Consider the following 22,887-nt stretch of genomic DNA (forward strand, 5'->3'; position numbering starts at 1 on the left):
CCGGTCGGGCCGCGCCCTCCGGGCGCGCTCGGGGCGCTGCGCGCCCTCGCTGTGTTGTTGCCGGGCTCCAAGCGCGGGCGTTTTCCTCACGCCGTCTTCGCTGCGCTCAGTCGTCGTTCGGCGCCCGCGCGTCGCCCGGTCGGGCCGCGCCCTCCGGGCGCGCTCGGGGCGCTGCGCGCCCTCGCTGTGTTGTTGCCGGGCTCCAAGCGCGGGCGTTTTCCTCACGCCGTCTTCGCTGCGCTCAGTCGTCGTTCGGCGCCCGCGCGTCGCCCGGTCGGGCCGCGCCCTCCGGGCGCGCTCGGGGCGCTGGGGTCAGTCGGGTACCGGCTGGGCGACGATCATCGTCGGGGCCCCCGCCACTCGGGTCAGGATCACCGTCGCGGCGTTCGGACCCGACGGCTTCACCTGGCGGCGGACCTCTTCGGGCTCCACCGCCGAGCCGCGCTTCTTGACCGTCAGGTTGCCCACGCGCCGCTCCCGCAGCAGCGCCTTGAGCTTCTTCATCCCGAACGGCAGCACGTCGGTGATCTCGTACGGGGTCGCCAACGGTGTGCGGACGAGTCGGTCGGAGGTCACGTACGCGATCGTCTCGTCGACCAGCGTGCCCTCCACGGTCTCGGCTACCTCGGCGACCAGATGCGCCCGGATCGCCGCGCCGTCCGGCTCGTAGAGGTAGCGGCGGACGGGTCCGACGGGGGCCTGGCGGGCCCGCTGGGCGGTCAGCGTGGTGCCCGTGGGCAGCAGGGTGGCCCGCAGCGGCACGGTCGCCAGGGAGCCCCACCACAGCACGGCCTCCTTCACGTCGCCGCAGTCGGACACCCACTCGGCTTCGAAGCCCTCGGGGACGGCCTCGTGCGGGATGCCCGGGGCGACCTTCGCAGCGCCGCGGGGGATCTTCCGTACGAGATCGTCAAGGAAGGACAGCGGCGGCGAGTAGGACTCCGGATCGAAGATCCGGCCGCGGGCCCCGCGCCGGGCCGGGTCCAGGAAGGCGGCGTCGCAGCCGTCGACGTCGACGGTCGTCACATCCGCCCGCACGACGGTGATCCGGCCCTGGAGGCCGAACGCCAGGGCGTTGGCGCGAGCCACCGCGCAGGACAGCGGGTCGAGATCGACCGCAAGCACGTCGATGCCCCGGCGGGCGACCGCGAGGGCGTCACCGCCGATGCCGCAGCACAGGTCGGCGAGTTTCGACACACCGGCCGCGGCGAGCCGGTCCGCCCGGTGCGCGGCCACCGACGACCTGGTGGACTGCTCGACGCCGTTGGGCGTGAAGTACATGCGGTCGGCGTCCGTGCCGAACTTCACCCTGGCCCGCTGCCGCAGCCGGGCCTGGGCCATGGCGGTGGCGACGCGGTCGGGGGCGTGGTCCCGGCGCAGCCGGGTGGCGAGGCCGATCTCTTCGCCCTGGGTGAAATCTTTGAGCGCGGCCAGCAGGCCCTGCCCCTCGTCGGTCAGCAGGGTCTGGAACGCCTCGACCGTACGGTCGTCGGCACGGTCTTCGGTGGCCACAGGACCATTCTCGCCTGTCCCCACCTGTGGTGACGGTGCGGTCCGACAGTCCCGTGGCGGCACACAGGGGAAGTCTGTCGGGCGGGTCGGGAATGCTTGATCCACCTGGTTCGTTGCCCGTAGGGAAGGCAGTCAAGACGCGCCGCGTTCTGGCACTCTGGTTGACGGAGTGCTAACCGCGTCCTAATGTCTCCACTGGCACTCTCCCCGTGAGTGTGCCAATGCGATGTGATGGTCCGGCACCCGCGACGACGGGCCTGTTCCACGTCGCCACCCAAGCCATCACCCCGTGATTCTCCGAAGGGGGAGGTCGACATGACGACCAGCACCAAGGTTGCCATCAAGCCGCTCGAGGACCGCATTGTGGTCCAGACGCTCGAAGCCGAGCAGACCACGGCCTCCGGCCTGGTTATTCCGGACACTGCCAAGGAGAAGCCCCAGGAGGGCGTCGTCCTGGCCGTCGGTCCGGGTCGCTTCGAAGACGGTCAGCGTCTTCCGCTCGACGTCAAGGTCGGTGACGTCGTTCTTTACAGCAAGTACGGCGGCACCGAGGTGAAGTACAACGGCGAGGAATACCTCGTCCTCTCGGCGCGCGACGTTCTCGCGATCATCGAGAAGTGAGTTCCTAGAACTCGGTAGTACCTGACTGCGCCCCGGTGCCCAGGCCACGGCCCGGGGACCGGGGCGCAGTTCTTTTTCACAGCTTTTCCGGGCTCGCAATACGTTGGAGCCCGGTATCAGCGAGGACGCTTTCGTACCGGTAAGGACTGATTTTCCCATGGCGAAGATCCTGCAGTTCGACGAGCACGCCCGCCGCTCCCTGGAGCGCGGTGTCAACGCGCTCGCCGACGCGGTCAAGGTGACGCTCGGCCCCAAGGGCCGCAACGTCGTCATCGACAAGAAGTTCGGCGCGCCGACCATCACCAACGATGGTGTGACCATCGCCCGTGAGATCGAGCTCACCGACCCGTACGAGAACCTTGGCGCGCAGCTCGCCAAGGAGGTCGCCACCAAGACCAACGACATCGCGGGTGACGGCACCACCACCGCGACCGTCCTGGCCCAGGCCCTCGTACGCGAAGGCCTGCGCAACGTCGCGGCCGGCGCGACCCCGACGGGTCTGAAGAAGGGCATCGACGCGGCCGTGGCCGCGGTCTCCGACGAGCTCCTCAAGACCGCCCGCGAGGTCGACGGCAAGGAAGACGTGGCCAACGTCGCCGCGCTCTCCGCGCAGGACCGCAAGATCGGCGAGCTCATCGCCGAGGCCATGGACAAGGTCGGCAAGGATGGTGTCATCACCATCGAAGAGTCGAACACCATGGGCCTCGAGCTGGAGTTCACCGAGGGCCTGCAGTTCGACAAGGGCTACCTGTCGCCGTACATGGTCACCGACCAGGAGCGCATGGAAGCGATCCTGGAAGACCCGTACATCCTGATTCACCAGGGCAAGATCGGCGCACTCGCCGACCTGCTGCCGCTGCTTGAGAAGGTCATCGGTGCCGGCGGCTCCAAGCCGCTGCTGATCGTGGCCGAGGACGTCGAGGGCGAGGCCCTGTCCACGCTCGTCGTGAACAAGATCCGCGGCACGTTCAACGCCGTCGCGGTCAAGGCCCCGGGCTTCGGCGACCGCCGCAAGGCGATGCTGGAGGACATGGCCGTGCTCACCGGCGGCCAGGTCATCGCGCCGGAGATCGGTCTCAAGCTGGAGCAGGCCGGTCTTGAGGTGCTCGGCAGTGCCCGTCGCGTGACCATCACCAAGGACGCCACCACGGTCGTCGACGGTGCCGGTTCCGCCGAGGGCATCGCGGACCGCGTCAAGCAGATCAAGTCGGAGATCGAGAACACCGACTCGGACTGGGACCGCGAGAAGCTCCAGGAGCGCCTGGCCAAGCTGGCCGGCGGCGTGTGCGTCATCCGTGTCGGCGCGGCCACCGAGGTCGAGCTCAAGGAGAAGAAGCACCGTCTTGAGGACGCCGTCTCGGCGACCCGCGCGGCCATCGAAGAGGGCATCGTCGCCGGCGGCGGCGCCGCTCTGGCGCACGCCACCTCGGTGCTCGACGACAACCTGGGTCTGTCCGGCGACGAGGCCACCGGCGTGTCGGTCGTCCGCCGCGCCATGGTCGAGCCGCTGCGCTGGATCGCGGAGAACGCGGGCCAGGAGGGCTATGTCATCGTCAACAAGGTTCAGGCGATGGACATCGGTGAGGGCTACAACGCCGCCACCGGCGAGTACGTCAACCTGCTCCAGGCCGGCGTCATCGACCCGGTCAAGGTGACCCGTTCCGCGCTGCAGAACGCCGCGTCCATCGCGGCCCTGCTGCTCACCACCGAGGCTCTCGTCGTCGAGAAGCCGGCGGATGAGGAAGCACCGGCCGGTCACGGTGGCCACGGCCACTCGCACTAGTCGCTGAGTAGTCGGACCGGTAGCCCGACCGGTAGCTGAACGAGTAGCAGGCCCGGTCCCCGTAAGGGGGCCGGGCCTGCTCCTTTTTCGACCATACGTCGGCGTACGCTGTCGGCTGCCTGCACCTGTCCGGCCTGGCCCTGTCCGGCCTGGCCCTGCCCGGCTTGGCCCTGTCCGGCTTGGCCCTGACTGATCCGCCGCTGTCTGGTCTGCCGCTGTCCGACCTGTGCCCGGCTGACCTGTGCCCGGCTGACCTGTGCCCGTCCGACCTGCCCCCATCTGAGCTGAAGTGAGGAACACCATGGCGACTTACGCGATCACCGGTGCGGCATCCGGACTCGGCGCGGCCACCAAGGCCCGCCTTGAGGCCGACGGCCACCGGGTCATCGGTGTCGACCTCAAGGGCTCCGACGTCAACGTCGACCTGAGCACCGCGGGCGGCCGCCAGGAGGCGGTCGCCACGGTCACCGAGCTGTGCGCGGGCACGCTCGACGGCTTCATCCCGTTCGCTGGTCTGGCCGCGGCGACCGGCCGCTCGGCGGAGCTCATGCTCGCGGTGAACTTCCTCGGCGCGGTGGAACTGGCCGAGGGCCTGCGCCCGGCCCTCGCGCGGGGTGAGAACCCCTCCGTGGTGCTGGTCAGCTCGAACTCGACCACCACTCAGCCGAACTGGCCGGTGGAGGTCGCCCAGGCGCTGCTCGCCGGCGACTTCGCCGCGGCAGTCAGGGGTCTTGAGGTCTTCGGCGACTACGCGGGCGTGCAGTCGTACCCGGCGGCGAAGGCCGCCCTGGCCTGGTACGCGCGGGCCAAGTCCGCCGAGTACATCCAGCAGGGCATCCGGCTCAACGCCATCGCACCGGGCCTGATCGAGACCCCGATGACGGCGGCCGGCAAGGTCGACCCGTTGACCGCTGACGGCATGGCGCAGTTCCTGGCGGTCATCCCGGCCGGGCGGGGCGGGCGCCCGGAGGAGATCGCGGACCTGGCGGCCTTCCTGCTCGGTGACCAGTCCACGTTCTTCGTCGGCTCGGTGCTGTTCTGCGACGGCGGCATGGACGCCGCCTTCCGTACGACCGAGTGGCCGAAGATGTGGGAGCTCGACATGGCGGGCCTGTAGGGCTGATCAGCCCCGTACTCCGAGGCGGCCCCCGCTTCGGGTCAGCGCAGCCTCACCGGCCGCACAACGGCCGTTACGGCCCCGGCGCGCACTGGCTGTGCGCTCCGGGGCCGTCGGCGTGCCCGGGGCCGCCCGGGTGCCTTCGTGGGGGTTTGCCAGGGTCAATGGCGTACGGGGGTGTTCTTCATGAGGCCCACCATCTCCTTACGGTTGAGAGTGCGGCGTTTGAGGTCCATTTCCACCCGGTCGTCCTCGGTGAGGCCGCCCCACACGCCGTAGGGCTCACGGACCTTGAGGGCGTGGGAGGCGCACTGCTCGAGTACCGGGCAGCGGGTGCACACTTCCTTCGCTGACTGTTCGCGGGCGATCCGCGCCGCGCCGCGCTCGCCTTCGGGGTGGAAGAACAGCGCGCTGTCGACTCCGCGGCAGGCGGCGTGCAGCTGCCAGTCCCACAGGTCGGCGTTCGGTCCGGGGAGTCGGGAGAAATCTGCCATGACTGGTCCCTTGGGTGTCAGGGGCGTTCCGTGGGTTGTTGCCGGACGGGTCGTGCAGGCGGAGCCGGTGGAGCCAGTGCCGATGGAGGACGCCGGGCGCGGGGCCGACGGGTGCGTACACGTACCCGTCGAGAACCGGCGATCGAAAGGTCTCCAGACTGCGTCACGAAGTGATCAATTCCATGCAGATATCTGTCTTATGCGTACATGTGGGAAAAAGTTGGTCGAATCGGCCCAACCGGCCCTACTTGTTGTATGGACTCGACCCCTGGTCCGCGCCGAAATTCCGGAGGTGGTGCCGCGCGCTCCGCCCAACCCGTTGACCGGGTCGGCGTGTCCCGCTTCGGGGCCGCTCGCTGTGGTATCCGCGGGACCGTCGGTGCCGGATGACACGGACGGGGCTTCTGGAACAACCCCCGTAACCCTTTCGAGTGATGCTCGTTGTGGTGGGTGAGGCGGTCGACGAGAGCGAGCCGGGGTGCCTCCCGGACCTGGGATCGGCCATATACGACATGAACATGCAACAGGCGTGGAGGCTCAACGTGACGCGGATCTGCTGCGGAGGCCTGCGATGACTACCGTCCTGGTCTGCGACGATTCCCCACTCGTCCGGGAGACGCTCCGGCGTGCGGTCGCTACCGTCCCCGGAGTCGAGCGGGTAACCACCGCCACCAGCGGTGAGGAGGTGCTGCGACGCTGGAGTGCGGAGCGGTCCGACCTTGTCCTGATGGACGTCCGGATGCCGGGGCTCGGGGGTGTCGAGGCGGTGCGCAGGCTCCTCACCGGCGACCCCAGCGCCCGGGTCATCATGCTGACGATGGCCGAGGACCTCGACGGGGTGGCCCTCGCGGTCGCCGCCGGGGCCCGGGGATACCTGCACAAGGACGCGTCGCGGGCGGAACTGCGCGCGACCGTGTCCCAGGCGCTGGCCGACCCTACTTGGCGGCTCGCCCCCAGACGGCTGCGGTCCGCGGACATGGGGGTCGCTCCGACCCTCACGGCCCGCGAGATCCAGGTCCTCGAAGGCATGAGCCACGGGCGCAGCAACGCCGAAATCGGGCGTGAGCTGTTCCTCTCCGAGGACACGGTCAAGACCCACGCGCGACGGCTCTTCAAGAAGCTCGGGGCGTCCGACCGCGCACACGCGGTCGCCCTGGGCTTCCGGTGGGGTCTCGTGCGCTGAACCGGCAAACGGCTTGTGGTCCGGAAGGCTTTCGAAGATTTTCGAAGGCTCTCCGGGACGCGGGTCACAGGGGTGTCGGGCCGTGCGGCCGCGAGGTCGCAGAACTCCGGACTGCCGTCCGGACTCGTTACGGCCCGACGCCCGGCATACTGATTGCATGGGCGGGACCCCCGAGCGCATGCCGGACACACCGGAGAGAGCTGGCGTGCACGCTGACGGTGACGGCGGCGTGGACGTCATGCGTGCCGTTGTGCTGCGCGCGGTGCAGGGTGACGTCGAAGCCACTGACGAACTCCTGGCCTACGTGCGGCCGATGGTGCTGCGCTACTGCCGGGCCCGGCTCGGCCGGGTCGCGGGTGCCGAGCACGCCGCCGACGACGTGGCCCAGGAAGTCTGCCTGGCCGTCCTGTCCGCGCTTCCGCGCTACCGCGACGAGGGCCGTCCGTTCGAAGCCTTCGTGTTCGGCATCGCCGCGCACAAGGTCGTGGACGTGCAGCGGGCCGCCTTCCGGGCCGCCGTGCCGACCTGCGACCTCCCCGAAGCCGTGGACGACCACCCGGGGCCCGAGGACCAGGTGGTGCGGCGCAGTGACGCCGCACACGCCCGGCGGCTCCTCGAACGACTCCCGGACAACCAGCGTGACCTGCTGCTGATGCGGATCGCCGTCGGCCTGTCCGCAGAGGAGACCGGGCGGGCGATGGGCATGAGCCCGGGTGCAGTCCGGGTCGCCCAGCACCGCGCGCTCAACCGGCTGCGCGCCCTGGCCGAGGCGGAACAAACCGCGTAGCCCGCCTGTTGTGACCGGCGGGCCGGCCCCCGGTCCTTCCGGAGAACCGCAGTCCGGACCGGACGACCCCCCGCTGCCCAGTAGCATTGGGGGACACATCCCACCCGCTCCGAGCCCCGCGGTCCCATCTGCTCCGCGAAGCCACGCCCTACCGGGTTCGTTCTCCTCTTGCGAACCCTGTCAGCCGTCACCTTCGCTCCGCAGTGGCGCGTTCCCGGCTGTGGCGTACCCGTACGGGTCGCCGGCCATGGCGCAGGCGCCGGACGGAACACACATCGGAAGGTGTCATGACTGTCATGGCCGACGGCGTACCCGAGAAGTTCGCGATGCTGGGACTGACCTACGACGACGTCCTGCTGCTCCCGGGCGCTTCCGACGTGGTTCCGAGCGAGGTGGACACCAGCTCCCGGGTCAGCCGCAACATCAGCGTGCGCGTTCCCCTCCTGTCCTCCGCGATGGACACCGTCACCGAGGCGCGCATGGCGATCGCCATGGCCCGCCAGGGCGGTGTGGGCGTGCTGCACCGCAACATGCCGGTCGAGGACCAGGCCGGCCAGGTCGACCTGGTGAAGCGGTCCGAGGCCGGCATGGTCATCGACCCGATCACCATCGGTCCGGACGCGAGCCTGCACGACGCCGACGCCCTGTGCGCGCGCTTCCGGATCAGTGGCGTCCCGGTCACCGACGAGGCCGGCCGGCTCCTGGGCATCGTCACCAACCGCGACCTGCGTTTCGAGGTGGACCACAACCGCCGCGTGCGGGAGGTCATGACCCCGATGCCGCTGGTCACCGGGCACGTGGGCATCAGCGGCCCGCAGGCGATGGAACTGCTGCGCCGCCACAAGGTGGAGAAGCTCCCACTGATCGACGAGGCCGGGAAGCTGCACGGCCTGATCACGGTCAAGGACTTCGTCAAGAGCGAGCAGTACCCCCTGTCGACCAAGGACGCCAACGGCCGTCTGGTGGTCGGTGCCGCGATCGGCGCCGGCGACGAGGCGTACGTCCGCGCGCAGGCGCTGATCGACGCCGGGGTGGACTTCCTGGTCGTGGACAGCGCGCACGGACACTCCCGCGGCGTCTTGGACATGATCGCCAAGCTCAAGGCCAACACCAAGATCGACATCATCGGCGGCAACATCGCCACCCGGGACGGCGCGCAGGCGCTCATCGACGCCGGTGCCGACGGCATCAAGGTCGGCGTGGGCCCCGGCTCGATCTGCACCACCCGTGTGGTCGCCGGTGTCGGCGCCCCGCAGGTCACCGCGATCTACGAGGCGTCCCTCGCGGCCCGTGCCGCCGGTGTCCCGGTGATCGGCGACGGCGGCCTGCAGTACTCCGGCGACATCGCCAAGGCGATCGCCGCCGGCGCCGACACGGTCATGCTCGGCAGTCTGCTCGCGGGCGCCGAGGAGAGCCCCGGCGACCTGATCTTCATCAACGGCAAGCAGTTCAAGGCGTACCGCGGCATGGGTTCGCTGGGCGCGATGCAAACCCGCGGCCTGGCGCGTTCCTACTCCAAGGACCGCTACTTCCAGGACAACGTGCTCTCCGAGGACAAACTCGTCCCCGAGGGCATCGAGGGCCAGGTGCCCTACCGCGGCCCGCTCGGCGCGGTAGTGCACCAGCTGATCGGCGGCCTGCGCGCGTCGATGGGCTACGCCGGCACGGCGACGGTAGGCGACCTCCAGGAGCGCGGCCGGTTCGTCCGCATCACCTCGGCCGGGCTCAAGGAGTCGCACCCGCACGACATCACGATGACGGTCGAAGCGCCGAACTACAGCGCGCGCTGATCTCAGCATCGGGGCGGCCGGACCACAATGGTCCGGCCGCCCTTACCCTTGTACGGCACCCCGCTGTACAGAGCTGTCCCACAGGTTAGGAAGGCGTATCCGTGACTGAGGTCGAGATCGGTCGAGGCAAGCGCGGCCGTCGCGCGTACCACTTCGATGATGTCGCGATCGTCCCCAGCCGGCGGACACGCGACCCGCAGGAAGTCTCCACGGCCTGGCAGATCGACGCGTACCGCTTCGAACTGCCTTTCCTCACCGCCCCGATGGACTCGGTGGTCTCCCCGCAGACCGCCATCGCCGTCGGCCGGATGGGCGGCCTGGGCGTCCTGAACCTCGAAGGTCTGTGGACCCGCTACGAGGACCCCACCGCGGTCCTTGAGGAGATCCGCAACCTCGACGAGGCGACCGCGACACGCCGCATGCAGGAGATCTACGCCGAGCCGATCAAGGAAGAGCTGATCGGCGCCCGGATCAAGGAGATCCGCGACTCCGGCGTGATCACCGCCGCCGCGCTGTCCCCGCAGCGCACCGCGGAGTTCTCCAAGACGGTCATCGACGCGGGCGTCGACATCTTCGTCATCCGCGGCACCACCGTCTCGGCCGAGCACGTGTCCGGTCGTTCCGAGCCGCTGAACCTCAAGCAGTTCATCTACGACCTCGACGTGCCGGTCATCGTCGGCGGCTGCGCCACCTACCAGGGCGCCCTGCACCTGATGCGGGCCGGCGCGGCCGGTGTCCTCGTCGGCTTCGGCGGCGGCGCGGCGCACACAACCCGCAGCGTGCTCGGCGTGGCCGTGCCCATGGCGACCGCGGTCGCCGACGTGGCCGAGGCCCGCCGCGACTACCTCGACGAGTCCGGCGGCCGTTACGTGCACGTCATCGCCGACGGCAGCGTGGGCCGCAGCGGCGACCTGGCCAAGGCGGTGGCCTGCGGCGCGGACGCGGTGATGATCGGTTCGGCGCTCGCCCGCGCCTCCGACACCCCCGGCTCCGGCATGCACTGGGGGTCCGAGGCGCACCACCCCGAGCTGCCCCGCGGCCGCCGGATGGACCTCGGCACCGTCGGCACCCTCGAAGAGGTGCTGCTCGGCCCGTCGCACGCCACCGACGGCTCGATGAACCTGTTCGGCGCGCTGCGCCGGGCGATGTCGACCACCGGTTACACCGACCTGAAGAAGTTCCAGCAGGTCGGCGTCACCGTCGCACCGACGAACTGAGTCTTTCCGTACGGAATTCTCCAACGCGAGAGTAATCCCGTACACCCGGAGGGCCCCGCTGCGGCGGGGCCCTCCGGCGTTTTCAGGAACGGCGGCACACTCCGGTGGTTCCGCCGTTCGGCGCGGGCTCGCAGATGTATTTGATGTCCGCGGGCGCGCTCCGGCGCGCCGTACTCCGGTGAGCCGATGAGCGAGTCGGTCGCGGTGATCGTGGCACTTCCGGCGACCGTGGTGATCCCGAATCCGGTGAGTACGGTCCGGCCGTCCGGCCTGATCAGCACGTTGGCCGGTTCGACGTCCCGGTGCAGGACGTCACAGACGTGGACGGCACGTAGCGCGGACAGGACGTCGAGGCCGATCCTGGCCGCTTCGGGCGGCGGCGGGGTGTCCGGATGCGCACTCGTGCCACCGGACAGGCACACCGTGGAGTGGCGGGCCGCGTGAGGTCTGCCACATTTGTACCCGGAACCCAAAAACAGAGAAGGGGCCTGACGTGCGGACGACAGCGCTTGGACCGGACGAGCGCGTGGCGGCGCTGCGCGCGATGACGGAACGTGAACTCGACGTGGTCGTGGTCGGCGGCGGGGTCGTCGGCACGGGCACCGCCCTGGACGCGGTGACGCGCGGGCTGTCCACCGCGCTCATCGAGGCGGGTGACTGGGCCTCGGGCACCTCCAGTCGGTCCAGCAAGCTGATCCACGGCGGGCTGCGCTATCTGGAGATGCTGGACTTCGTGCTGGTCAAGGAGGCCCTGAAGGAACGCGGTCTGCTCCTGCAACGCCTGGCCCCGCACCTGGTCAAACCGGTGCCGTTCCTCTTCCCGCTCAGGCACCGGGTGTGGGAGCGGGTGTACATGGGGTCGGGTGTCGCGCTGTACGACACGATGGGGATCTCCTCAGGCAACTCCCGCGGGCTGCCCCGGCACCGGCACCTGTCGAAGAAGCAGGCGCTGCGGGCCGCGCCCGCGCTGCGCAAGGACTACCTGGTCGGGGCGATCCAGTACTACGACGCGCAGGTGGACGATGCGCGGTTTGTGATGACTCTGGCGCGGACGGCCGCCGGCTACGGCGCGCACGTGGCCTCCCGTACGAAGGTGACGGGGTTCCTCCGCGAGGGCGAACGTGTGGTCGGCGTCCATGTGCGCGACCAGGAAACCGGCGAGACCTTCGACGTACGGGCGAAACAGGTGGTCAACGCCACGGGCGTGTGGACCGACGAGACCCAGGCGATGGTCGGCGAACGCGGCCAGTTCCACGTACGCGCGTCCAAGGGCATCCACCTCGTCGTCCCCAAGGACCGCATCCACTCGTCCACCGGGATCATCCTGCGTACGGAGAAATCCGTACTCTTCGTGATCCCGTGGGGCCGCCACTGGATCATCGGCACGACCGACACCGAATGGGACCTCGACAAGGCCCGTCCGGCGGCCAGCCGCACGGATATCGAATACCTCCTCGAACACGTCAACCAGGTGCTCGCCGTGCCGCTCAGCCGCGAGGACGTCGAAGGTGTGTACGCGGGCCTGCGGCCCCTGCTGTCCGGGGAGAGCGACGCCACCAGCAAGCTGTCCCGCGAGCACACGGTCGCGCACCCCGTCCCCGGCCTGGTGGTGGTGGCCGGCGGCAAGTACACGACCTACCGGGTGATGGCGGCCGACGCGGTTGACGCCGCAGTGCACGGCCTGGACCGGCGGGTCGCCCGGAGCTGCACCGAGACCGTGCCGCTGGCCGGGGCGGAGGGCTACCAGGCCATGTGGAACGCGCGCGGCACGCTGGGTGAGCGGGCGGGGCTGCACCCCGAACGGGTGGAACACCTGCTCGGCCGGTACGGCGCGCAGGTCGACGTACTCCTCGACATGGTGGCCAAGGACCCGGAGCTGGGCCTGCCCCTCGACGGGGCGGACGACTACCTGCGCGCCGAAGTGGTCTACGCGTGCACCCACGAGGGCGCGCTGCACCTGGACGACGTCCTGGACCGGCGCACCCGCATCTCGATCGAGACCTTCGACCGGGGCGTCCGGGCCGCCGAGGACTGCGCGGGGCTGATGGCCGACGCGCTGGGCTGGACCGGCGAGCAGGTGCGCCGCGAGGTCGACTACTACCTCAAGCGCGTCGAGGCCGAGCGTGAGTCGCAGGAGCAGCCCGACGACCACACGGCGGACGCTGTCCGGATGGGTGCCGAGGAGATCGTGCCGTTCGCCTGACGGCGCTTCTACCTGACGGCGCTCTCGTCTGACGGCGCTCTCGCCTGACGGAGTTTTCGCCTGACGGAGTTTTTGTGAAGCCTTCTTTCGACGGGCCTTCCGTAGAACATTCGGACCGGGCCGTACGGGTGATGGGCGACTCGGCCGTCCGGTGGAAAACGCCGAAGCGGTGGACCTGGTCAGGCAATGCCCTGAGGATGGATGGCAGGACAACTCCGGTGTTGCCGTGGACCACCCCGTACGGGCGGCCGGTGGCCCGGAAGCTGTGAGGCGGGAGACCCGAGCTGATGACCGACCCGAGTCCGGACCCCGACCAGCGCGTGATCGCGGGCCGCTACCGACTGGTCGGTGTGATCGGTCGCGGCGGCATGGGCACGGTCTGGCGGGCGGTCGACGACGTTCTGGGCCGGTCGGTCGCGGTCAAGGAACTGCGCGTCCCCGGCCATGTGGACGACGCCGAACGCGCCAGGATGTGCGCGCGCATGCTCCGCGAGGCCAGGGCCGCCGCCCGGATCGACCACCCCAACGTCGTCACGATCTTCGACGTCGCCGAGGAGGACGACCGTCCGTGGATCGTCATGGAGCTGGTCCGCGGCCCCTCCCTGGCCGAAGCGGTCGAGAAGGACGGCCCCCTGCCCCCGGGCCTGGTGGCCGAGCTCGGCCTGCGGCTGCTCGGCGCGCTGGAGGCCGCCCACGACGCCGGGGTCCTGCACCGCGACGTGAAACCGGCCAACGTGCTGCTCGCCCGCAACGGCCGGGTCGTCCTCACCGACTTCGGGGTGGCCTCGGTCGAGGACAGCGCCACAATCACCCACACCAAAACCATCGTCGGCTCCCCGGAGTACCTCGCCCCCGAACAGGTCGCGGGGGAGCCGCCCGGCCCGGCCGCCGACCTGTGGTCGCTCGGCGTGACGCTGTACGAAGCCGCCGAAGGGCGTCCGGCCTACCGCAGGACCACCCACGCGGCCACCCTCGCGGCGGTGGCCACCGCCCGCTTCCCCGAACTGCGCAACGCCGGGCCGCTCGCCTCGGTCCTGCGGGCCCTCCTCGTCCGCAAACCGGCCGGGCGGGCCGGGCCCGACCGGGTCCGTGAGCGGCTGCTCGACGCGGTCGAGGCGGCCGAATCCCACTCTGCGGCGCAGCCCGAGGACCCGCGGGACCGCACGCGGCCCGGCCGGCTGCGCCCCCTCGGCACGCGGACCAGGCATGTGGTGCACAGCGGAGGACACAACGACCAGGCCGTACGGCCGCCCCCCGCCGCGCCGCGCCGCAAGCCGGGGTCCGACCGGCCCCACGAGCCCCACCCGGGTCGCAGCCCGTACCAGTCCTTCCGCAAAGCGGAAGCGGCGCCGGCGGCCCTGCGGGAGAGCGGCGGGACCGACTCCCCAGCCCGGGACGGCACCCGCGGCAGCACCGGTGACACGGTCACCAACCTGCGCATCCCCCAGGAGCCGGCGGCCGACACGACCTTCCGGTCCAAGGTCAGGCGCTGGCCGCGCTGGCTGTCCCGGCACTGGGCCACCGTGCTCGTGCTGTTCGCGATCGCGAGCGCCGCCGCCGCCCGCTGGCTCGCCGACCTGGGCAACTGGGCCGGCATGTACACAATCGTGCTGCTCGGGCTCGCCCTGTGCGTGTGGATGTTCCTGCCGAACCGGCGGATCGCGCGGGCGGTGCCCGGCGCGATGCTCGTCGGGGTCCTCGGCGGCGGCGCGATGGTCCTCACTGACACGAACCCGGACCTGCTGCCGGTCCTCGGTGTGCTCGGCGTCGCACTGTTGCTCGGCCCGCTCGTCGACGGCCAGGTGGTGCCCCGCCTGCGGCGCGGCTCCAGTGTCGGCTTCAGCCTCCCCATACCGGAGGGCTGGAGGTCGCGCGACGACGAGGGCGGCATCTCCGTCACCGACCCGGACCGGCTGATATCGCTGACCGTCACGGTCGACCGGGGCATCGTCATGTCCCCCGGGGAGTCGGTGCTGCACCGCGAGCACGGCAGCACCCGCGGCGTTCAGGAGCGTCCCGACGGATTCGGTCGCGAGGACTACCGGCGGGTGGAACTGCGCACCCTCCGGCACGACGGCCAGGAGGCCGCCGAGTGGGAGTACGTCTGGCACGGTCCCGACGGAACAGCCTTCCACGGCAAGGACCTTGTGGCTCTGACCGGCGGGGGAGTGCGCTACTGGCTGACCATCCGCTGCCGCGAGGAGCTGTGGGTGACCGCCGGGTCCTACTACGACCACGCGCTCGAACGGCTGACGATCAAAGCCTGACTGCCCGGACCCGAACCGACCCGAACCCGGACCCGACCCGGACCCGACCCGAACCCGGACCCGACCCGAACCCGGACCCGACCCGGACCCGACCCGAACCCGGACCCGACCCGGACCCGACCCGAACCCGGACCCGACCGCCAAAACCGGTCGGTCAAGCCTGACGATCAGTTACGGTCCCGTCCCCGTCGACCTGTTCCTGTTACGTCCGTGTTCCTTTCCCGCAGGGAACTCCCGGGATGACCGTTCCGTCCCTATCGTGACCCCAGGGGGAATCGCGGGGAGGGCGACGTGACAGGAACAGGCGGCGGGGCGCAGCACCGGGTGATCGCGGGACGCTACCGGCTGGTCGAAGAACTGGGCCGCGGCGGCATGGGCGTGGTGTGGCAGGCGGTGGACGAACTCCTGCACCGCGACGTCGCGATAAAGGAAGTACGGATACCCGACGACCTCGACGAGGTCGATCAGCGAATCCGGCAGGACCGGGCGATCCGTGAGGCGCGGGCCGCGGCCCGGGTCTCGCACCGCAACGTGGTGACCATCTTCGACGTGGTCGTGGACAACGACCGGCCGTGGATCGTGATGGAGCTCGTCCGCGCCCGCTCGCTGGGTGACGTGCTCGACGAGGACGGGCGGCTGTCCCCGGAGGAGGCCGCCGGAATCGGCCTGCAGGTCGTCGCGGCGCTCAAGGCCGCCCGGGACGCCGAAGTCCTGCACCGCGACGTCAAACCCAGCAACATCCTCCTCGGCCCACAGGGCCGGGTGGTCCTCACCGACTTCGGCATCGCCACCGTGGTCGGGTCGCAGACGCTGACCGCCACCGGGATGCTCGTCGGGTCGCCGGAGTACCTCGCCCCCGAACGCGCCCTGGGCCGTCGCCCCGGGCCCTCCTCCGACCTGTGGTCGCTCGGCGTGACGCTGTATCAGGCGGTCGAAGGGCGCTCGCCGTTCCGCCGTACGAACGCGATAGACACGCTCAACGCCGTCCTCACCGAGGACCCCGACCCGCCCCGGCACGCGGGGGCGCTGCGCCCGGCGATTGAGGCGCTGCTGACCAAGGATCCGGCCGTACGGCCCGACGAAGAGGCCACGGAGCGGCTGCTCGCGGTCGCAGTCCGGCCCGGCATCCCCGCTCCGCTGCCGCAGTCCGGCCCGTACGGCTCGGGCGAAGTCACCGTCGACAACCCGCAGGGCCTCAACCCGCCCACCGCCGGAACCATCCCGACGTGGCAGCGGGGGACCGTCGGTTCGGCCGGGGACCCGGGGTTCGCGGCACAGCAGCAGCCCCCACCACCTGCGGCCGGGGGCGGCGGTTACGCCAGCGGATCGTACGGCCACCAGCAGCCGTCGACGGCCGACTCGGGCACCCATCCGCGTCCGGGGAGCACCGGCGGCCACCCGACCCGGGACACCGGATCACAACAGCAACAGCAACAGCCGCAACAGCACTACGCGGCCGCGCCGCCGCCCGGTCCTCCGTACGGGCACACCCCGGCGACGACACAGGGGCAGCAACAGCAACAACAGCACTCGCCCCAGGCCGAGTTCGGTCTCGGCGCCACCGCGCCACTGCCGTCCCGGCAGCGGACCAGGACACTGCGGGCGCTGCTGTGCGCGCTGGTCGTGATCGGGCTCCTGACCGGGATCTTCATCTGGGCACCGTGGAAGCCGACGAACGGTGGCGGCACAGGAGGCGACACCGACAAATCGGGCGCGGCCACGTCGGAGAGCACCACAGCGTCCGAGAGCCCCTCGCAGCCGGCCGGCGGGGCCGACGACGGGGGCGGGGACACCCCGACCCCGCAGAACACGGGCACGGTTCCGGGTGGTGGCGGTTACGTACCGACCGTGACGACGCCGAAGAACTGCCAGTGGGGCCGCGACAGCCACGGGAACTGCCTGCCGAGCCCGAAGTCGAGTGCGCCGACGTCCAGCAAACCTCCGGCATCCAGCAAGCCTCCCCCGGCTTCGTCTCCGCCGCCGAAGAGCCCGTCGGCGAACGGTGGCGGCGGTTCCGGGGCCCCCGCCGGAGGTAACGCGGCCAATCCGGGCAACAACAAGGCCGGGTCCTCCCCCAACCCGGCTACGCCGTACTGATTCGAAGTCGTACCGAATCAAAGCCGTACCGAATCAAAGCCGTACCGAATCAAAGCCGTACCGAATCAAATTGTCCGGGCTACCCGGGATCCGACCCGGACTCCCCTGCGTCGAACCCGACATGGGACCGATGCGGAGTTGTGGGGGAACCGGCCCGCTCAGCGGCTACGGCCGGTCTCTAGGCTGAGAGCGGCCGACGGTAGGCCAAGCCGGTCGCTCAAGTGCGCGTCGGACACCTTGGCCGAATCGGCCGGACACAGCCGGACACAGCCGGACACAGCCGGACAGCGCGCACCAGTCGAGTCAGCCGGGTACAAAACAGCAGGTGGGGGAGAACACGTTGACCGACATCGGCGGGACCAAAGGCCGCATCGTCTCGGGTCGCTACCGCCTGGTCGCCGTACTCGGGCGCGGCGGCATGGGGACGGTGTGGCGGGCGGTCGACGAACTGCTGCACCGCGATGTGGCGGTGAAGGAACTGCGCCTCCCCGAGCATCTCGACGAGGAGGAACTCGAGCTCCAGCGTGAGCGCACGATGCGCGAGGCGCGTACGGCCGCCAGGGTCACCCACGAGAACGTGATCGTCATCCACGATGTGGTCGAGGACGGCGGCATCCCGTGGATCGTCATGGAACTGGTCGAAGCCGAGGCGCTGGACGAGATCCTGCGCAGCCGCGGCACCCTCCCGCCGTACGAGGCCGCCGCGATGGGCCTGAAGGTCCTCGACGCCCTGTGCGCGGCGGAGGAGAAGGAGGTCCTGCACCGGGACGTCAAGCCCAGCAACATCCTGATCACGACGCGCGGGCGCGTCGTACTGACCGACTTCGGCATCGCGACCGTCGTCGGCTCGGCGACGCTCACGCCCACCGGGATGCTCTCCGGGACTCCGGACTTCCTCGCGCCCGAGCGGGCCGAGGGCCGCGCCCCGGCGCTGGCCGCCGACCTGTGGTCGCTGGCGTTGGTGCTGTACATGGCGGTGGACGGCCGCAATCCGTTCCACCGTACGTCGATGATCAGCACCCTGAACGCGATCATGCTGGAGACCTACGACCCGCCCCGGCACGCGGGCCCCCTCGGCCCGGTGATCGACGGCTGGCTGCGGAAGGACCCCCGGCAGCGGATGAGCACGGAGGAGGCCCGGGGGATCCTGGCGCGGATAGCCCAGGGCACCCAGGTGCGGCCGCCGGTGATCCCGCACGGCGCCGGGCCCACCGGGATTTCCCCGCGGGCGCACGAGCAGCAGTCCGCCGCCCAGGAGTTCTACGCAGCGCCGACAGGCACGTCGGACACCCCGCCGCCGCAGCACATCCCGTCCTCCGGCGGTTACGACAGTGGCGCCCACGCGCACCCGGCGCACACGCCCCAGACGCCGTACCCGGGCACCGTGTCTCCGCCGCCGAACGTGAGCGGCCCGTCGTACGCCCCGTACGGCTACCCGGTCGGCCCGCCGCCGGGCGGCAGCGGTGGCCACGCCGCGCGACAGGCCCCCGCCCCCGGCTCCCGGAGACCGATGATCCTCGCGGTGGTCGGCCTGGTGCTGGCGATCATCGCCGCCGGGGTCGCGATCACCCTTGCCTTGCAAGGCAACGGAAACAACAACAACCAAGCCAAGGACTCGACCGTCCCGAGCACCCCCGGTCTGGTGGCCCCGGGCCCGCAGAACAACGCCCCCAGCGCGCCGACGACCCAGAACCAGACGCCCGGCGCGCAGACGTCCAGTTCGTCGACAGGTGTGCCGCAGAACCAGGGTTCCGTACCGGCCGCCGTGGGCGGACCCGCGGGGACGGCAACCGCGACCAGCCCGGTCAGGGCCGGGTACACCTGGACCGCCGACCCCAAGGGGTTTTCCCTCTTCGTGCCCAACGGCTGGACCCGCCAGGTGAGCGGCGACCAGATCGACTACACCTCGCCGAACAAGAACCAACTGCTGCGGATCGGCCTGACCCAGTTCGGCAACGACCCACTGGGGAACGCGAAGGTCGTCGACAAAGCGCTGTCCAAGGACCGGGCCGGGTACGTGAAGTGGCAACTCGCCCCGTTCGACTACAAGGCCGGGTGGAAGGCCGCGGTGTACGAGTTCTCCTGGACCGGCTACCCCTTGGAGGGCTACACCTCAGAGAAGCGCCCGTCGCGGGCCATCGACCTGATGGTGACCACGAACACGGGCGTGGACTACGCCATCTACCTCGCCGCCTTCGAGGGTGACTTCGAGGCGGCGAAGGCAGCGGTGTTCAACCCGGCGGTGCAGGAGTTCCGCGGCAGGTAGACGCGCGCCGATTGACCGCCCCACGGGCCGGGTACCGGCCCGAACCGAAGTATTTTCGCTGCTCAGAAGGGTTTCAATGCCTCCGCTCGAAGAAGTCGATGTCGTAGTCCTCGGCCTCGGTGTGGGCGGCGAGGCCGTCGCCGGGCTGCTCGCCGGGGCCGGGCTGAGTGTCGTCGGGATCGAGCAGCGCCTGGTCGGCGGGGAGTGCCCGTACTACGGCTGCGTCCCGTCGAAGATGATGGTCCGCGCCGCCGACCTGCTCACCGAGGGGCACCGCATCCGGGGCCTCGCCGGTTCGGCCGTCGTACGCCCCGACTGGACCCAGGTGGCCCGGCGCATCCGCGTCGAGGCCACCGACGACTGGTCCGACAAGGTCGCGGTCGACCGGCTCACCGCCAAGGGCATGCGTTTCATCCGCGGCAGCGGCCGCCTGACCGGTCCGCGCACCGTCGCAGTCAACGACGCCGGGACCGGCCGGAGTCTGACCTTCCAATCCCGCGTCGGAATCGTCATCGGCACCGGCACCGCCCCGTTCGTCCCGCCGCTGCGCGGCCTGTCCGACACGCCGTTCTGGACCAATCAGGAGGCGGTCAGGGCGACTGAAGCACCGGCCTCCCTCGCCGTTCTCGGCGGTGGTGCGATCGGGCTCGAACTGGCCCAGGTCTTCAGCCGGTTCGGCACCAGAGTCACAGTCATCGAGGGCTCCGACCGCATCCTGGCGGTGGAAGACCCCGAAGCGTCGGCGCTGCTGGCTGAGGTGTTCCAGCGTGCGGAAATCGCTGTACGGGTCGGCCAGCACGCCCAGCAAGTCTCCTACGCGGCTGGGCAGTTCACCCTCACCCTGGACGACGGTTCCGTCGTCGAATCCGAGAAGCTCCTGGTCGCCACCGGCCGCCGCACCGACCTCGCGGCGATCGGCGCGGACACGATCGGCGTGCACAGCGACGCCCGCGCGCTGCCGGTCGACGGCCAGTGCCGGGTCACATCCGATGGCACATCCTCCGCGGTGTGGGCGCTGGGCGATGTCACCGGGCGCGGCGCGTTCACCCACGTGGCGATGTACCAGTCGGCGATCGTCGCCAAGTCCGTCCTGCACGCGGCCGGCCGGGGCGAACCCGGACCTGACGCCGAGTACCACGCACTGCCCCGCGTCACGTTCACCGATCCGGAGGTCGGCGCGGTCGGCATGACGGAGCGTCAAGCCCGGGACGCCGGTCTGGACGTACGGATCGGCATCAGCGATCTCGCCGGCTCCACCCGCGGCTGGATCCACCGCGCGGAGGGATTCATCAAGGTCATCGAGGACCGCGCAACCGGCACCCTGGTCGGCGCGTCGTCAGCAGGCCCGGTGGGCGGCGAGGTCATGAGCGCCCTGGCAGTGGCGGTCCACGCCAAGGTCCCCGTGTCGGTGCTGCTGAACATGATCTACGCGTACCCGACCTTCCATCGGGCGATCGAAGCCGCGCTGCACGACCTGCGCTGAGCACCCCCGGCCGTGTTGATCATGGGGATCCGGTGGACGGTGCGCCCGAATTGTCCTGTTTCGCTCCGCGGGATTCCCATGATCAACGCGACCTCACAATCAGCGGATCTTGTTACTGCAAAGTAGCCACGCCTAGGGTGGGCGCATGACGGACACGCTGCGCCCTGAAACCGGTCTCTCCACCCCCGAGATCCCCGTCGGGCGACTCGTCCGACGCGTGGTCACCGGCCCGATGCCAACGCGGGTGACTACTCGCGCCCCTTTCACTGGTGAACCAGTGGCTGACATGCCCGAGTCGACTCCGGAAGACGTCCAGACCGCCTTCAGTCGCGCCCGCGTGGCCCAGAAGGCCTGGGCCCAGCGCACGCCGCGCGACCGTGCCGCCGTCTTCCTGCGGTTCCACGACGCCCTCCTGGTCCGCCAGGATGAAATCCTGGACATCATCCAGACGGAGACCGGCAAAGCGCGCAAGCACGCGTTCGAAGAGATCCTCGACATCGCGAACACCACCCGGCACTATGCGCGCCGGGCGTCCGGCTACCTGCGGCCGCGCCGTCGCGCGGGTGCCCTGCCGGTGCTCACCAAGGCAATCGAGCTGCGCGTCCCCAAGGGCGTGGTGGGCCTGATCTCGCCGTGGAACTATCCCTTCGCACTGGCCGTCGGCGACGCGGTCCCCGCGCTCCTCGCGGGCAACGGCCTCGTCCTGAAGCCGGACACCCAGACCGCGCTGACCTGCCTCTGGGCCCTGGACCTGCTCACCGAGTGCGGACTGCCGGAGAATCTCGTCCAGGTCGTCGTCGGCGACGGCCCGGTGATCGGCCCGGCGATCGTCGCGAACGCCGACTACGTGGGCTTCACCGGCTCCACCCGGGTCGGCAGGGAGATCGCCCAGCAGGCCGCGGCCCGGCTGATCGGCGCGTCCCTCGAACTCGGCGGCAAGAACGCCATGATCGTGCTGGACGACGCCGACCTGGAGCGCACGTCCGAAGGCGCGGTGCGCGCGTGCTTCACCAACTCCGGGCAACTGTGCATCTCGATCGAGCGGATGTACGTCCACGCGAAGGTCTACGACGCGTTCATCGAGCGCTTCCTCGACCGCATCACGGGCATGAAGATCGCCGCCGGATACGACTGGGACACCGACATGGGGTCCCTCACCGGCAAGCGCCAGCTGGACACCGTCGTCCGGCACGTCGAGCAGGCGAAGGAACTGGGCGCGACGGTGCTGATCGGCGGCGAGGCCCGGCCGGAGGCAGGCCCGTACTTCTACGCGCCGACCGTCCTGACCGGGGTCACCGCGGACATGACGCTGTGCGCCGAGGAGACCTTCGGCCCGGTGGTGTCGATCTACAAGATCGACAGTGTGGACGAGGCGATCGAACTGGCCAACGCCACGTCGTACGGGCTCAACGCCAGCGTGTGGACGGGCAGTGCCAAACGGGGCATGGCCGTCGGCAGGCAACTCAAGGCCGGCACGGTCAACGTCAACGAGGGCTACGCGGCGGCGTACGGCAGCCCGGGCGCCCCGATGGGCGGCATGGGAGACTCCGGCCTCGGCCGCCGCCACGGCGTCGAGGGCATCACCAAGTACACCGAGGGCCAGACCGTCGCGATCCAGCGGCTCATCCCGATCGCCGCGCCGTTCGGCATGAGCGACGAGCAGTGGGCCCGCGCGCTGACGCTGTCGCTGCGGGTGATGAAGACCCTGGGCTCGCGCTAGGGCCTGTGCTGGGTCTCCCGCCGGGGCCGCGCCGCCCGGCACCGCCCCTCGCGGCGTTGCCGGATCCTCCAGGTATGACCGATACGAGTTCGGATCCGGCGCCTTGCGACGCACGGCGCCGGCCAACGCGGCCTGATCCGGCGGGAGACCCAACACAGGCCCTAGTGCAGCGATTCATAAGTCCTTCGGGGGCTTGACGGTCACGTTCTGTGGCCGTCAAGCCGCCCGGTGGTACTCGTCCCGCAGTGCCCGCTCCCGTGCACGGCGGGCTTGGTAACGAGCGTGCTCAGCCCGTGCGTCGTACTTCCAGGCAATGGGACCCGCGGTGGCGTTGTACCGGATCGTGA

General features: G+C 70.4%; 16 protein-coding genes. 13 read left to right on the forward strand and 3 right to left on the reverse strand.

Annotated elements, in window-relative coordinates; translation table 11 throughout:
- Window positions 1-312: 312 nt before the first annotated feature.
- Complete coding sequence (locus tag AC0Z36_RS22160) at window positions 313-1,512, reverse strand: class I SAM-dependent methyltransferase (RefSeq protein WP_485464749.1); 1,200 nt, start codon at window positions 1,510-1,512, stop codon at window positions 313-315.
- A gap of 315 nt (window positions 1,513-1,827) precedes the next feature.
- Here AC0Z36_RS22160 and groES point away from each other — a divergent pair, with 315 nt between their 5' ends.
- The 3 genes from groES (at window position 1,828) to AC0Z36_RS22175 (ending at window position 5,033) form a co-directional block, all read left to right on the forward strand.
- A complete protein-coding gene (gene groES / locus AC0Z36_RS22165) occupies window positions 1,828-2,133 on the forward strand; it encodes a co-chaperone GroES (RefSeq protein WP_485464750.1) in 306 nt (101 codons plus the stop codon).
- A 157-nt stretch (window positions 2,134-2,290) separates the two neighbouring features.
- Window positions 2,291-3,916, forward strand: coding sequence for a chaperonin GroEL (gene groL, locus AC0Z36_RS22170; protein ID WP_485464751.1), 1,626 nt, complete (start codon window positions 2,291-2,293; stop codon window positions 3,914-3,916).
- Window positions 3,917-4,217: 301 nt separating this feature from the next.
- On the forward strand, window positions 4,218-5,033 hold the full coding sequence (locus AC0Z36_RS22175; protein ID WP_485464752.1) for an SDR family oxidoreductase: 816 nt from the start codon (window positions 4,218-4,220) through the stop codon (window positions 5,031-5,033).
- Between the two features lie 161 nt (window positions 5,034-5,194).
- Here AC0Z36_RS22175 and AC0Z36_RS22180 read toward each other — a convergent pair whose 3' ends face one another.
- Window positions 5,195-5,527, reverse strand: a complete 333-nt coding sequence (locus AC0Z36_RS22180) for a WhiB family transcriptional regulator (RefSeq protein ID WP_485464753.1) — start codon at window positions 5,525-5,527, stop codon at window positions 5,195-5,197.
- A 571-nt stretch (window positions 5,528-6,098) separates the two neighbouring features.
- Here AC0Z36_RS22180 and AC0Z36_RS22185 point away from each other — a divergent pair.
- From AC0Z36_RS22185 to AC0Z36_RS22200, 4 genes are all read left to right on the forward strand, one after another.
- Window positions 6,099-6,710 (forward strand): response regulator transcription factor, encoded by a 612-nt coding sequence (locus AC0Z36_RS22185; RefSeq protein ID WP_485464754.1) that lies wholly within the window; start codon window positions 6,099-6,101, stop codon window positions 6,708-6,710.
- Between the two features lie 178 nt (window positions 6,711-6,888).
- Window positions 6,889-7,497: an RNA polymerase sigma factor ShbA gene (shbA, locus tag AC0Z36_RS22190; RefSeq protein ID WP_485464764.1), complete on the forward strand. Its 609-nt coding sequence runs from the start codon at window positions 6,889-6,891 to the stop codon at window positions 7,495-7,497.
- Between the two features lie 287 nt (window positions 7,498-7,784).
- Window positions 7,785-9,287, forward strand: coding sequence for an IMP dehydrogenase (gene guaB / locus AC0Z36_RS22195; RefSeq protein WP_485464755.1), 1,503 nt, complete (start codon window positions 7,785-7,787; stop codon window positions 9,285-9,287).
- A gap of 101 nt (window positions 9,288-9,388) precedes the next feature.
- On the forward strand, window positions 9,389-10,504 hold the full coding sequence (locus AC0Z36_RS22200; protein ID WP_485464756.1) for a GuaB3 family IMP dehydrogenase-related protein: 1,116 nt from the start codon (window positions 9,389-9,391) through the stop codon (window positions 10,502-10,504).
- On the opposite strand, the gene AC0Z36_RS22205 is transcribed toward AC0Z36_RS22200, so the two are convergent.
- Entirely contained in the window at window positions 10,447-10,926 is a 480-nt protein-coding gene (locus AC0Z36_RS22205) for a protein kinase domain-containing protein (RefSeq protein ID WP_485464757.1), read from the reverse strand. The genes AC0Z36_RS22200 and AC0Z36_RS22205 overlap by 58 nt on opposite strands.
- 71 nt (window positions 10,927-10,997) lie before the next feature.
- Here AC0Z36_RS22205 and AC0Z36_RS22210 point away from each other — a divergent pair, with 71 nt between their 5' ends.
- The 6 genes from AC0Z36_RS22210 to AC0Z36_RS22235 all read left to right on the forward strand — a co-directional run bounded on the left by AC0Z36_RS22210 (window position 10,998) and on the right by AC0Z36_RS22235 (window position 22,540).
- Window positions 10,998-12,707, forward strand: a complete 1,710-nt coding sequence (locus AC0Z36_RS22210) for a glycerol-3-phosphate dehydrogenase/oxidase (RefSeq protein WP_485464758.1) — start codon at window positions 10,998-11,000, stop codon at window positions 12,705-12,707.
- Window positions 12,708-12,994: 287 nt separating this feature from the next.
- On the forward strand, window positions 12,995-14,974 hold the full coding sequence (locus AC0Z36_RS22215; RefSeq protein ID WP_485464759.1) for a serine/threonine-protein kinase: 1,980 nt from the start codon (window positions 12,995-12,997) through the stop codon (window positions 14,972-14,974).
- A 291-nt stretch (window positions 14,975-15,265) separates the two neighbouring features.
- The gene (locus tag AC0Z36_RS22220) at window positions 15,266-17,071 is read left to right on the forward strand and encodes a serine/threonine-protein kinase (protein WP_485464760.1); all 1,806 of its coding nucleotides are present in this window, start codon (window positions 15,266-15,268) and stop codon (window positions 17,069-17,071) included.
- Between the two features lie 325 nt (window positions 17,072-17,396).
- Complete coding sequence (locus AC0Z36_RS22225) at window positions 17,397-19,337, forward strand: serine/threonine-protein kinase (RefSeq protein ID WP_485464761.1); 1,941 nt, start codon at window positions 17,397-17,399, stop codon at window positions 19,335-19,337.
- Between the two features lie 76 nt (window positions 19,338-19,413).
- Window positions 19,414-20,820, forward strand: a complete 1,407-nt coding sequence (locus AC0Z36_RS22230) for a dihydrolipoyl dehydrogenase family protein (RefSeq protein WP_485464762.1) — start codon at window positions 19,414-19,416, stop codon at window positions 20,818-20,820.
- A gap of 145 nt (window positions 20,821-20,965) precedes the next feature.
- On the forward strand, window positions 20,966-22,540 hold the full coding sequence (locus AC0Z36_RS22235) for a succinic semialdehyde dehydrogenase (RefSeq protein ID WP_485464763.1): 1,575 nt from the start codon (window positions 20,966-20,968) through the stop codon (window positions 22,538-22,540).
- The last annotated feature ends 347 nt before the right edge of the window (window positions 22,541-22,887 follow it).

The organism is Kitasatospora sp. UYEF31, from assembly GCF_057291755.1.